Here is a 14,004-nt window from a genome sequence, read left to right on the forward strand (position 1 = left end):
AAAAATTCACTTATTTCGCATAGGATATTTTGACTTCCTCGTTTTAATATGCGAACGGTTAACGATATTTTGTACTGGTTACCTCGCCTGTCTCACCGGTTCTAGCGCCAATATGATAACTAGTTTATAATAGAAGGATGTCGAAATTTGTTGTTAGGAATTCTTTAAATCCTAAAACACAAAGAATATGTAAGTAGGTGAGTACAATCGATATTATTGAAACGCGGGTGCGAGGTTTTATAGCAGATATTCAACACCCTAAACAAAAAAAGAAGATTAATATAAATGATTTGGAGTTGCAGTTACGCAAGCTTATGGATGATTATTTTGAAATGGATGGTTATTCGCTGTTTTATACTTCAATCGAAACATTGGAATCAGAGGGACAACTGACCCCTATACATAATAATCAATATAATGGCAGAACCCCGAGCTTGCCATTATATTACTGGGTGAATATAAAGGTTCAGGAAACGAAATGGGATCGTCTTGAGATGATGAAATTAAGTGATCAGTTTGATTTTTCTTATTATGAACATCATCCCGAATGGCAAACGAAGGACGAATGGAATCGAGTCCAGAGTTTATATACGTTTCTTAAGTTTAGTCAGGATCGCAGAATTGTATCTTTGGAAGAAAGAAGCCTAGAACTTTTTGGTCATGAAAAATTCTTACAGGACAATGATAACTTTCCGGATGGAAAAGGCTTTTTATCTCGAATCGGAATTTCAGAAAACCAGCTTAAAGTAGAGAACTACGGGGAGCCGTTTGTATTTTGGATGAAGCAGGGTAAAGAAATGAAAGAAATTCAAAGGGTACTGATTATCGAAAATCTATCATTCTTTCATACTGCCATTCAACTATTGGAAATGAATCAACTTGATTATGACCCCGAACTGATTATTTATGGGGACGCAACAAAAATAGAACGCAGCTTTTCGTTTTTCTTTAAAATGTTTCCGCCAAAAAACTATCTTGTCTATTACGTAGGTGACCTTGATGCAGCAGGGTATGGAATCTTAATTCGTCTGATTGAAAACTATCCGGATTGCTGTATCGAGCCTGCTTTAAAAATTTATCGCAAAATGCTCGAATGTATAGAACAAAGAAATGACGACCATAGCATAGGACAAACACCAAACAATATCAACTATCGTGATACGTTCTTACGATATTTTACGGAAGAGGAGCAAACGGTACTTCTGAACTTATGGAAAGAAAAAAAACGAATCCCGCAAGAAGTGTTAACAATTGAAACATGGGGGAGATGGATGTGAACGAATCATGGGAAGGTTTTGCCCAGCGAATGCAACGATTAAATCCACTGTTTGAGCTTGGCAGAGGTATGGAAGTAGGAGAACTCAAGCCGCATCTCCAAACTATTCTCATGCAAGTACTACTAACCATTTTTTATAAAGAATTAAATGATGATGAAAGCAGGCGGAAGTCTGATATCAAGTACATGGTTGAGGATGCTATTAAACAAATGAAGCTGCTAGCAGATGATAAGCAAATTGATCGGATTACAAGTGGGCTATTGTATCAGGGTAAAGAAGAGTTTAGTAAGCCGTTTGAAGCCTTATATTATGATGAAATAAGACAAACGTGGGAAACGCAGGTTTTTCGATATGTCACGATGGATGAATCGTATACGAATTTAGAGATGGGGGGCACGATTGTTTATAAACTCACAGATGTTGCGCAAGAAATGATTTTTATGAGCAGGGAAATGGCTGAGGAATTCTCAATCACGATCGAACAACTCTATAGCATGAAACTGATTAAAAACGGTAATTTTCGAAAAGCTACGCGAAACCTCGATCACCTCATTTCAAGGGTTAACCGCTTAATGGCAAAAGAATTCACTTTTCAAAAGGAAATGATAAATAATCCTAAAATCTTATTGATTGAAGAGGAATGGCAACGGGCCGACAATCGTGATGAAATTGAGACCCAGTTTGAAGAAGAAAAAACACATTTTCGGACGATTACGAGCATGATCGAAAAAACAATTCAAAGAAATGAAACAGACGATTATATTCAGCGAGAATTGATGCTACTTCAAGAAAAAATTGGCCATACAAGACAGCTGCATGATCGTTTCGCTAAATTGGTAATACAAAATATCTCTTATGAGATTAAATTAAAAGCAGAAAATCCTTCCTTGTTTTGGGAAACTAGTTTGGTTTCATTTCGTGAGCATATTTATGAAAATTGGCTGCAAAAGGAAGGAGTTCAAAGTTTCGATGCAGTTGAAAAAGTGCTTGCTCCTTTATTCTCTCCGAAGAATGAATTTATTTTGCCGCTGGATTGGATCTGGGGTGAACAAGAATTCGATGAAACGCAACGTAACGATTCAGTCATTGAGGAGGAAGTAGAGGAACAGCTTCCTCGTCAGCGCGTGACAAACTGGGATTCTGTCGTGAAGGCTTGGAGTTATGTTTTTCAATACCTGCAAACCTATGGGGAGTTTTCGCTCGCCGATCTAGCGAACTTGCCATTGGAAGTACAGGATTTATGGTTTGAAGAATCAGAAACAATTGATTTATGGATGATGTTTGATAAAAAGCCGTTAAAGGTACAAGTTCAGTATCGAAAGGAAGAAACCATAAATGATGAACGGGAGATTCTTCTTTATAAATTGATGAAAGACTATCCGCAGTTTACAGTATTTGAGGGCACAAAGATTTTTACACAATTTGATCCTCGTGGAAAGCCTTTCCGGTGGTATCAGATGAAAATGACTCCTTTTAAAATATGTGTCGAGGAGGACAAAGAATGAGTGCAGAAATAGTCAAAAAAGCATCCGCTATCTATTTTTCGTTATTAAAAGACAAGGTGATCGACGATAATAGTGAACATTTTCAGACGTATTTTGACCCGGAAGTGAGGCAAACGGTGCTTTTATTAGCAGATGAATCCGGTACATTTATCATTGAATCGCCTAAACGTATACAACTAGTGGTTCAGCCCACCGGCTCTGTGTTTGCGACGAATTTTACCCATATGAAAGAAAAGCATAAGCAAATTGAAACGAAAAAACACTTTCATCTGATTAACGTAGTGATTATGTCGTTTTTAGCAATCATTGATCGCAACCAGGCTGCTAAAATTCGAACTCAGCGCGAAGGGATCAGCTTTTATGCATTAGAACGGCAAGTGAACGACCTGATATTAAATTGGGATAGCAACCTCAAAGCAAATCCTAGATTCGGAGAAGAAGAGCGAATTGATATGAAGGAAGTGGTGACCACATGGAAATACATGGAGGTCGATACCGAAGATTATGGAGTGAAAAAAGCCAATCGCCGGACGAGAATTGGACTCATTGCAAGTGCGATGCGCTTATTAGAAACGGAGGGACTTATTATCATTCTTGATCGTGATGATATCCCTAAAGCGATTCCGAAACAAGAGCTGTTTGAACGGATTGAATATTTATATCATGATTATGATCGCTATGAACTGTTAAAGAAATTAATGACGTCGGAGGAGGATGAGCATGCCGAAGATCAATCGAATTAGAATTGTGGGCCTCAAGTATGATGGTATGCAAAAGCAATATAAAGATACCACCTTTAGCTTCCATAATGATGAGACCTCCACAAACGGGCTGATCTCGATGATGAATGGTGGAGGTAAAGGGGTTTTTCTGCAAACGATCTTTCAGGTTCTTAAGCCGGGAACGTCATGGGGCAAACAAAATAACCGCTATTATCAGCAATTCTTCTTTAACCATAAAGAGCAATTTGTTCCCTATACGTTTCATGTCGTTATTCAATGGGAATTGGACGGAACGGATCAGCGCCATTTGATCACTGGCGGCATGTTCTCCGCCGAACAGCGGATTTCAATGAGTGAGGAAAGTGGAAATGACCAGAAAACATTGGAACAAGAAGCTAAGATCCTCCCCAATATTACCTTTTATACTAGAGAGTTTGAACGAAAAGAAGAGGCAGCGCTTGAGCATATTCCTCTCACTGAAAATGATGAGGTTGCTGAAACCGAAGGCTTGAAGGATTATTTAAAATGGAATGGTTATGATGTATATCGCGATACGAAAAAACATTACCGCATCCTGGACACATACGGCATTAATCGTAAAGATTGGGATATTATGAAGGATATTAACAAAGATGAAGGTGGAGTTGGGAAGTTCTTCGAAGGAGCGGAGGATGATCACTCTTTGTTCCAAAAACGAATCATTCCTACAATCAGTCAGGTTCTGCATCGTACGGAACATGAAAAAAATGATCTAGTCGAAATTTTTAAGAGTCAGGCTAGTATTGCGAAGGATCTGCCTGTGCTTTTAAAAAGAGAGCAAGCCCATAAAGAGTTTTTAGAAGACATTGTCCCTTTCGAAGAGCATTTAGAAAAGGGAATTTTGCATAAAGAAATTATTGAGACCGATATAAAGGTTGGAAGGCAGCTGCTAGGTGCTTTAGAGCATTTGCTGCAAACCGAAAGAGAAACGCTGCTGACGTTAGAGAAGGATCTAGAAAAATTAGCGAGTAGGCAAGAGGATTTACGCTATCAAAAAGACAATTTAGAGTATGCAAAAGCACATAGAGAGGTCCTAGATTGGGAAAAGAAATTAGCTGAAGAAAAGAAGAAACACGCCTCTTTGCAAGCAGTAGTGATCGAGAAACAAGAACGGAAAGAACAGTTGGTCTTTCAGGCGTTATTGAAAGAATGGTATGAAAACGAACAAAGCATTCGCTCACTTTCACAGCAAATTGCTAAATTAGAGCAAAATAGTAGGTTAGAGCAAGTGAATCAAAGAATGGCTGAAATCAAAACAGAAACCGCAGCGCAATGGGAGCAATCTTATCAAGCTTTGCAGGAAACTGTTAAACAATATGTTGGCTATCAGAAGTTTTTAAAGAAAAAAGCAACCGAACTGGCCCAGCAGGATAAGCAAAAAACAAATGGCATTGCTCAAGTTATGGCAGAAATTGATTTTCTTTATTCTCAAATTCATGCTTTTGAAACAAAGGAAACAGCGCTGATCAAAGAATTTGGCGACCGTCTGACCTATGATTTGAATGGCTTTATTGAGGGCCTTACTAAGCAAATTGACGACAAGAAGGCAATATTAGTTGAGTTAAATGCGAAAGAAAAGACGTCGACTGAAAAGCAAAACCAACTGGCCACTTCGCATGGAACGCTCGTCCAAGCTATTCAATTTTTAGAAGAAAAACTTGAACAGTTTAAGGATGCGAATGACCAGCAAAAGCAAAAAGAAACCAAGCTGGCCGATAAGCTGCATGGTTTGCTCGATGATGACTCGGCACCGTTTACGCAAGCGCTACTGTCGAAGTATGCCCTTAAGATTGAAGATCTGCTAAGCCGTAATCGAGAGCAAGCGGAACAAATGAAGAAGGAATTGTGGGAATCGCAGCTGGACCATTCGTTAAATGATGAGCCATTCTGGGTGCCCAATAAAGATGTAAAAGAATTAAAGGAATGGATCGACGAAAAAACGGGGATTGACGTGTTTTATGGCACACAATTTCTTCAATCGTTACCGGCTGAAGAAATGGCTATATTGCTTATCACCTATCCACTGCTTCCATATGGTTTAGTTGTAAACGGGCAACAATGGCAAAAAGTAAATCAGCAGGTGCTGTCAGGACGGATGTTTAAAAGTCCTGTACCGATTTTCCTGCGAGAGGAAATGAATAGTGATCATCAGGTCTCCACGTTTGTCATTATCAACGGGACGGAGCAGGAGCTGTTAGTAGATAAAAACCAATTTAGCACATGGAAAATAAAGATTGCTAAACAAATTGATCAAAAGAAAGAAACACTTATAGAAATTGAGAAAACAGAAGTGACCCTGCGTCGGATTTTAAAAGAAATTGATCGGTTTTCAGCAGGGGAGCTATCAGTTGAGATTGAAAAAAGTATCCAACAAGAACAAACGAATTTGCTTACAAAGAAAACGCAGCTACAGGACATTACGGCTCAAGAAGAAAAAGAAAAAGAATACCAACTGCAGCTGAAAGAACAGCGGGAAAAGGCAAAGCAAAAGCTTGAAAAGCTTTCAAAAGATGTGGAAACCTTAAGCGATTTTGAACGTGAAAAAACGGTTCACCAAGAAAATAAACGGGTGAAGCTAGAAAAAGAGAAACTAAAGGAAACTTTAGTTAGCCAGCAGCAAGAAATCGGAAATGAACACCAGTCAATCGTGGACATGCAAGCCAAGTGGAATCAAACGTATTTAGAATGGAAACTGACGACCGAACAATCGATAAAAGAAGTAGCCATCTTTATCGAGGACGCGACTTTTCCTGCTGAACCAAAAGCAGAGCTATACGAAGGGGTCCCGCGTTTATCTCAGCATCTATTAGAAGAGATCACTGGCAGCGTAGATGAGCTCAAACAGCTGCAAAAATCAAAAGAAGAACAGGCTGGCGAACTACTTGTTATTCAAGCGAAAAAAGAAACCGAACAAAAACAGCAAAAGAAATTAGAGAAAAAACTAAGCTCCCAAAACAATGAGTGGAAAGACGCTCCGGAACCAGATGAACCAATTAGTATCTTGGAAAATATGCTACAATCAGCACAGAAGGAAACAAAGGCAGCGGAAAAAGATGAACGTGAGCAAGGCACGGCAGTTACCGTAGCCGAAACCTCTATACAGCATGCGATCGTCCAGCGTGACAAGGCCGGCAAGAAGATAGAGAAACATGAAAAACAGCCTGAAAAATGGGAAGACCTTGATCTTGAAGTTAAGGCTGTTGAAATTAAAGATCAAACTAAGCGAGCAAAAGATGATGTCAAACATACAGAGAAACGTCAAAAAGAAACAGAAACGACAATTGCGGGGTATGAAGGTGATCTATTAACGTTATCCGTGATCTTGAAAGAGGATGCTGCAACCTTCACGGAAGAGGATTTAGAAAAAATAAAGCGGCAAGGAAAGCAGTGTATTCTATCTTGGTGCGAAGAACATCAAAGTATTCAAGAGGAAGGGCAAGAGAAACATGCGAAAATTGAACAATCACTGCGCAATTTAAAGCTTGCGATTGAAAGTAAAGATTGGGAAATTCGCTTTAAAAATGAAGTGTTAACAACTCTGGACCATTTGGATACAAGGCATTATTCGCATATCCAAACGATTGTAAAAAATATGAAACGTTTTTCACAAAGCGGATTGGAGCAATTAGAGCGTGACAAAGAAAGAGCGGAAAAGGCACAAAGCTTTTGGGCCAGCCGAGCCAGCATGAAGGTGATGAGTATTTCCGAGGCGATTCGGTCGATGATTGCGAAGATGAAACTGAAAAATGAGCGAGGATCGTTTCCGCTTGTCCAGCTTAAAGAAGATATTTTACCTAAAAAAGCAGAAGATATTGAACCTCTACTCAAACAGCATTTTGTTACGGCTATAAATAAAATTACGAAACAATTTGAACAAATTGATGATTATAACCAAGCTTTAGATCAAGAAATTAAACAGCTTATTAATGATGAGCAAATATTATTTGTTTCGCTGCGCAATCGCTATCCAGAGTTGCTCGTCTATAATATGCGGACGGATAATGCATTTATGTACGGAAAGCCGCAACGTGAGCATTATTCATCGTGGCAAACGATTAATCAAGGTTCGAAAACGAAATCAGATGGGAGCGGCGGGCAAAAGCTATCCGCTCGTATGGTAATGATGATGATGCTTTTATCCGTCAAAAGTGAAACGGATTCCAGCTGGGTTCCGTTAGTTTGTGATAATCCATTTGGACAAGCAGCATCCGCACATGTCCTTGACCCAATCTTTGCGGTAGCTGAAAAACTGAAATTCCAATTCATCGTCGTTACACCGCCTGAGCTGGTAAAAACAGAAATCAGCCAACGTTTTGAAGTCTATTATAAATTGGATTTCATTAGGGAAAAAGGCAAAGAAATTGTTTCGGATACGATTGTCCCGGCGTTTAGAATATATCAGGGGGAGGAAGTAGGGCAGTAAGGTAAAAGAGTGTTAATATTGAAGAATAAATAAAAAGAATCTCACTTTTTTGAAAGTGGGATTTTTTTCTTCGGCATGGATGGTTAGAGAGGGATGGTGTTCAACTTGAGTATCCTAATTAATAGTCAAAAAAGATGGTATCGAAACCATATATTTAATGCTTGACAATTACATAAAAAAGCATACAATTTAGTCAAGCTCCCATTTCTTATCACAATACCTCTACATGAAAATCACTTCAACTAGGCTATAAACATACTTTCAATAAACATATCCTTAATGTTCGTCTCTATCTTTCTACTTACAAAATGATTTTTACTCTATTATCCTTAAAACTTTGCAAAATGATAATAAGGAGATGGTTTAATGGCCTCCAATATTTCTGCAGTTGAATGCCCTCAGTGTGGTCGATCTGCTATCCAAGACTATTATTATAAAACCGATGAAGTGTATATTCAATGCATTAGATGTGGATTTACCTATTCAAGAACAATAAAAATTGAAAATGAAAAGGAAATAATTTTTGATGAAGTAAGAAATAAAGGGTACGGAATAGCTTGTATAGTAAATCATGACGGTCGAAGAAAAACTACGTTATTAGGTAGCGAATTGAGCCCTGAGTTAATTGAACAATTCAAAAGTGACTATTTTAGTAGTAATGCTGATCAAAAGAAAAGTTATCTTGTAAGCTTTAACGATAAGGATTGTAATGTTCTTTTCGGAAATCCACCAGATAATTTCTTTCTCCCATTTAATCTTTATAAGGAAAAAATGAGAAAAAAGTATGGTGATAGCGAATATTTTGACGTCTTGGTGCCGCTTGATGAATAGGAAATCTTAGTGTGATAAAAATGGGGAGCTTTAGGAATTATTTATATAAAACTACTAACTTTTCATATCGAGATCAATTATGTAAGTTGAATCTTGTATGTGCTCGAAGAATAATACTTGCCTAGTAATCAGCATCGCAACGTAGTAGGGTAGCGTCTAACAAATCCCAACTTCAGATGACGTCAAATAGGGGAGAGTTTAAATAATTTATATACCAAAGAAAAGAACCAGGCTAGAATGGCCTGGTTCTTATTTAATAAATTTACTATTAAATGATGCCTTGTGCTAACATAGCATCTGCAACTTTTTTGAATCCAGCAATATTTGCACCATATACAAAATTTCCTGGGTGTCCATATTCTTCAGCAGCTTGCTTGCTTTGTTGGTAAATATTACTCATAATTTCATGTAATTTTGCATCTACTTCTTCAAATGACCATGCAATTCTAGCGCTATTTTGTGCCATTTCTAAAGCTGAAACAGCAACACCACCAGCGTTAGCAGCTTTTGCCGGTCCGAATAAAACGCCATTGTTTAAGAATACATCAATTGCTTCTAATGTAGAAGGCATGTTTGCACCTTCACCAACCGCGATAACACCATTGCTAACAAGTGTTTGTGCACTATCTTCATCGATTTCATTTTGTGTTGCACATGGAAGAGCAATATCACAAGGGATAGTCCAAATATTTGTGCAACCTTCATGGTATTCTGCACCTGGATGTGTTTGAAGATATTCAGAGATTCTTTTTCTTTCAACTTCTTTTAATTGTTTAACAAGAGCTAAATCAATGCCGTTTTTGTCATAGATATAACCGTTTGAGTCACTAAGTGCAACAACCTTAGCTCCAAGCTCTGTAGCTTTTTCAGTAGCGTAGATAGCTACGTTACCAGAGCCAGAGATAACAACAGTTTTACCTTCAAAGCTTTCGCCTTTATCTTTAAGCATTTCGTTAACGAAGTATACAGCGCCGTAACCTGTTGCTTCAGTTCTTGCTAAGCTTCCACCGTAGCCAATACCTTTACCAGTTAAAATACCAGCTGCTACAGTATTGCTAATTCTTTTGTATTGTCCGTATAAGTAACCAATTTCTCTTCCGCCAACACCAATGTCACCTGCAGGAACATCAGTATCAGGTCCGATATGTCTTGAAAGTTCAGTCATAAAACTTTGGCAGAATCTCATGATTTCAGCATCTGACTTACCTTTTGGATCGAAGTCAGATCCACCTTTACCACCGCCGATTGGCTGTCCAGTTAAAGAGTTTTTAAAGATTTGTTCAAAGCCTAAAAATTTAATGATACTAGCGTTAACAGAAGGGTGGAATCTTAAACCACCTTTGTAAGGTCCAATGGCACTATTGAATTGAACGCGGAAACCACGGTTAACTTGCACTTTACCATTATCATCAACCCATGGTACTCTAAATGTAATCATACGCTCAGGTTCTACGATTCTTTCTAAAACACCTGCTTCGATATATTTAGCATCCTTTTCAAAAACAGGAACTAATGAATCAAGAATTTCTTTAGCTGCTTGGTGGAACTCATTTTCATTTGGATTACGTTTTTTGATTGTTTCAAGAACTGAATTTACATAATTCTTTGCAACATTTTGTGTTTCTTGCACTGGTGTGTCTTGTATAGTTGTCATAATTACATATCTCCTTTATATTAAAGAATAACTTTTTGTTAGTTAAATAAATTTTTTAAAAATTATCATTTATTTATGTTTTTATTTTATAATTAATAATCATTCTATTCCAATATATTAATTAGATAAATATGATGCCGAAATTAGATGAATTATGGAAGTGGTGGTAATTATGGAGTTAAGGCAGTTACAATATTTTATTGAAGTAGCAAAACGGGAGCACGTTACAGATGCTGCAAAAGCAATGCATGTTGCACAATCAGCTGTAAGTCGACAAATCTTTAATCTAGAAGCAGAATTAGGTATTGACCTTTTTGTAAGAGAAGGTCGAAATGTTCGATTGACTCCAATTGGGGAAGTATTTTTGAAATACGTAGAAGAAGCAATGGAGGTTTTAGAAAAAGCTAAAAGAGAGGTAGACGAATTTTTGGATCCAGAAGGTGGAACTGTTCGGATTGGCTTTCCAAGTAGTATGGCCAACTATACATTGCCGACGACAATTTCTACTTTTCGAAAAAAATATCCACAAGTTAAATTTAATCTTAGACAAGGAAATTATTATTATTTAATTGATGCGGTTATCACAGGGAAAGTGGATATGGCTCTAATTGGACCATTGCCAAAGAAAAACGATAAACTTAATGGGGAGATATTGTTTTTAGAAAACATCGTAGCTCTATTACCTGAATATCATCCTTTAGCAGAACAAAAAGAGATAACTTTAAACCAACTTCGAAATGATCCATTTATATTGTTTCCACTAGGGTTTGGATTAAGAGAACTTGTAGATAATGCTTGTAAGCAGAATGGCTTTGAACCTGATGTTGCTTTTGAAGGAAAGGATATCGACAGTATTAAGGGATTGGTTTCTGCTGGTCTTGGCGTTACTTTAATACCTGAGATTAGTTTAATAGATAGCATGCCGCGCGGAACGAAGAAACTAATAATAACAAACCCTCCAGTTACACGGACGGTCGGCATTATAACACCTAGTGATCGAGAATTACTTCCAACAGAAAAAATATTTTATGATTATTTAAGAGAATTTTTCAAAGTGTTAGATCGGTTTGGTTAACTTAATTTAGGTTCCTGCCCACGATACGTTAAAGTCGAAGTATCGGGGTAGGAACCTTTTTCTTTTAACTTGATAATAAGTCTGCGGAGTTTCTACATTTCTAACAACTAATGTTGAAGATGAGCCTGGCCCACTTATTTTATAGTATATTTGTTTGCCGCTATTCCCAATAACCTTCAGTGGAGTCCGCGGGGACAGTGATTGGGGAAGACCGAGCTACGAGTTTTTTTGCGGACATTCGGTGCGTTATTTGCTCGAAAACAAGCCTTTTGAACATAAAAGCGGACAAATGGCTCGTTATTTGCCCGAGAAACGTCAATAGGAGCAAGATAAAAGTGAAATAAGGAATCAGATGGCCGGTTTACAGGAAGAAAACAAGCTTTTTAACGAAATAACGAACCGTATGTTCTCAAATGAAACTCCATGTTGAGGAATAATAAAAAATTAAGCCTGAACCTTTTTGGCTCTTCATCATAAAAATGAATTAAAAGATCTATATTGAAGAGTGATGTGGTGACCAATGAGTATTGTAATTGGAATTGATGCGGGTGGAACACATACCAGGGTAATGGCGGTTGATCTCAGCGGGAACGTTCGTTCTTTTGAAATGACAATTGGTATCTCTAGAACTGTTTCAACCCAGTATATACAACGGGCAATAAAGAAGGTTGTGTCAGATGCGGGCTTTGAGTTAAAGGATGTGAGAGCACTAGTTGCTGGTATCAAACACCTCAACAAGCCGAATGACCAGCAATGGGCGGATTCTTTTACCGATATCCCTGGGTTAACATGCCAGAGACTGCAGGTCAATGATGCTGTAGTGGCACACGCGGGTGCATTACGAAAACAACCAGGAATTGCAGTGATAGGAGGTACTGGCTCCAATATATTCGGCGTAACAGATTCAGGTAAGCAACTCTTTATACGTGAATTTCGATATAACGCTGTGGCGGGCGCAGCCGATCTCGGTCTAGATTTTGCCTGCCGGGCTATTGCAGGGAAAGGGAAACAAGCAGATGAAGAATGCATTAATAGGATGTTAACCTATTTTAACGTAACAAGCATCGAGGGCATTCGGGACTTGTTTCTTTCTGGACAGGTTCAAACCAACACGTTCTCTCCACTAGCTCCCTTTATAACAGATGCTGCTGAACGTGGGCTCCCTTTAGCTTCCGGTGTTTGCAACCGCGCGCTTGATAAAAGTAAATTCGCTATTGACCTGATGGGTTCGAGCTTTACAGCAGGTAGCATCTCAGTCGTACTCATCGGCAGCGTTTGGCAAAGCACCTATATGAAAAAAGGCTTGGAATGGCGGCTGTCTCTACCAGCCCATAAAGAATATAAATTGATCCAGCCGCAATTTACCCCGGTTGCTGGAGCAGCCATAATGGCATTGGAGTCCATAGACTGTCATCCTAATGAGGAAATGTTAAAGCGGCTGAAAAGGCATCCCTTCTGCTAACGAGACTCCGAATTAATATTAATATATCATTCCATGTCAAAGCGTTACAAATGGCTTGTAATCATTTGTATAAGTGACAAGGGAACATCTGGCCAACATCTCTTCGTCCGAAATGCTCCATGTATGGTGGTTTTGATTTGAGGATCTTAGGTAACAGAGGTTATAGTTATCCGCAGAAAATATTTTAAATCCTTTTTTAATACTTTCAATGCAGAAAATGCGATCCTCTTGGTTCGACAGAGGTGGGAACTTAACTACATCGAATACTGATTTTTTCACAATTCTTTTACCGCCGCCAACAAAGTCGACATATTGAAATTCATTAGCCGGATTGCGCAGCACAAGGGCTTGTAAACCTTGAATATAACAAAAATAAGAGGACTTTCCCACGATATCGGCATCTGTGTATTTAAAAGCTAGCATTAAGTCACTTATATAGTTGGGTGCGTAATAATCGTCATCGTCAAAGGTCGCAATATACTCGTATTTTGTTTTTTCAACAGCAAAGTTTTGACACTCACCTATCGTCTTATCTTGGGGTACTTTGTAGATTGATACGTTTGGATAGTTCTCTGCTTTCATTTTCCACACATCGAGATCCATATCGTCTCTGTTTAAAATAATAATTAGTTCTTTTATTGCATGAAATTGGTTTTCATAATTTGCAAATATATTGTTCATGAAATGCGGTCTGTTTGTACAAGTTATAATTGAAACGCCTTCCGTTTTATCGTTAGCAAATATTTGTCTTAATCTTAACACTAAAGATCTACTATATTGAGGATCTTCTAGCACTTTTGACAGACCGGGAACAATGCCTTTAAACAATTGCTCCAAAAGTTGCTTATCCATCTTTTCTCCTCCAGTTTTACAAAATTTTAATAATCTCTTTAATATTTCATATGAAAAGAACACTGTTTTTGAAAGGTACAAGTATCACATGAATAATAAAAAGACTCCTAGATTGAGAGTAGGGAATTGCGAAAACAGGCTTGTGGCTAGAACAAGCTCCTTTC

The 14,004-nt window shown here is 38.1% G+C and carries 9 protein-coding genes; 7 read left to right on the forward strand and 2 right to left on the reverse strand.

Features of this window, described 5'->3' with window-relative positions; all coding sequences use genetic code 11:
• Positions 1-197: 197 nt before the first annotated feature.
• From C1724_RS23620 to C1724_RS23640, 5 genes are all read left to right on the forward strand, one after another.
• The gene (locus C1724_RS23620) at positions 198-1,277 is read left to right on the forward strand and encodes a Wadjet anti-phage system protein JetD domain-containing protein (protein WP_102349238.1); all 1,080 of its coding nucleotides are present in this window, start codon (positions 198-200) and stop codon (positions 1,275-1,277) included.
• On the forward strand, positions 1,268-2,782 hold the full coding sequence (locus tag C1724_RS23625; RefSeq protein WP_258000514.1) for a hypothetical protein: 1,515 nt from the start codon (positions 1,268-1,270) through the stop codon (positions 2,780-2,782). Before C1724_RS23620 ends, C1724_RS23625 begins: the two co-directional genes overlap by 10 nt.
• Positions 2,779-3,525 carry a DUF6063 family protein gene (locus C1724_RS23630; protein WP_102349242.1) on the forward strand — a complete coding sequence of 249 codons (747 nt, stop codon included), beginning with the start codon at positions 2,779-2,781 and terminating at the stop codon, positions 3,523-3,525. Before C1724_RS23625 ends, C1724_RS23630 begins: the two co-directional genes overlap by 4 nt.
• Entirely contained in the window at positions 3,503-7,966 is a 4,464-nt protein-coding gene (locus C1724_RS23635) for a hypothetical protein (RefSeq protein WP_102349244.1), read from the forward strand. Before C1724_RS23630 ends, C1724_RS23635 begins: the two co-directional genes overlap by 23 nt.
• Before the next feature lie 366 nt (positions 7,967-8,332).
• Positions 8,333-8,797: a hypothetical protein gene (locus C1724_RS23640; protein WP_102349246.1), complete on the forward strand. Its 465-nt coding sequence runs from the start codon at positions 8,333-8,335 to the stop codon at positions 8,795-8,797.
• Between the two features lie 268 nt (positions 8,798-9,065).
• On the opposite strand, the gene gdhA is transcribed toward C1724_RS23640, so the two are convergent.
• Positions 9,066-10,451 (reverse strand): NADP-specific glutamate dehydrogenase, encoded by a 1,386-nt coding sequence (gene gdhA / locus C1724_RS23645; protein WP_102349248.1) that lies wholly within the window; start codon positions 10,449-10,451, stop codon positions 9,066-9,068.
• Between the two features lie 172 nt (positions 10,452-10,623).
• Here gdhA and C1724_RS23650 point away from each other — a divergent pair, with 172 nt between their 5' ends.
• Positions 10,624-11,526: a LysR family transcriptional regulator gene (locus C1724_RS23650; RefSeq protein WP_102349250.1), complete on the forward strand. Its 903-nt coding sequence runs from the start codon at positions 10,624-10,626 to the stop codon at positions 11,524-11,526.
• Between the two features lie 520 nt (positions 11,527-12,046).
• A complete protein-coding gene (locus C1724_RS23655) occupies positions 12,047-12,988 on the forward strand; it encodes a BadF/BadG/BcrA/BcrD ATPase family protein (RefSeq protein WP_102349252.1) in 942 nt (313 codons plus the stop codon).
• A gap of 36 nt (positions 12,989-13,024) precedes the next feature.
• Here the strand turns inward: C1724_RS23655 and C1724_RS23660 are convergent, their stop codons facing one another.
• A complete protein-coding gene (locus C1724_RS23660; RefSeq protein WP_102349254.1) occupies positions 13,025-13,840 on the reverse strand; it encodes a glycosyltransferase family 2 protein in 816 nt (271 codons plus the stop codon).
• Positions 13,841-14,004 lie beyond the last annotated feature (164 nt).

This window comes from Bacillus sp. Marseille-P3661, from assembly GCF_900240995.1.
In the GTDB taxonomy this organism is placed as follows: Bacteria; Bacillota; Bacilli; order Bacillales; family Bacillaceae_J; genus OESV01.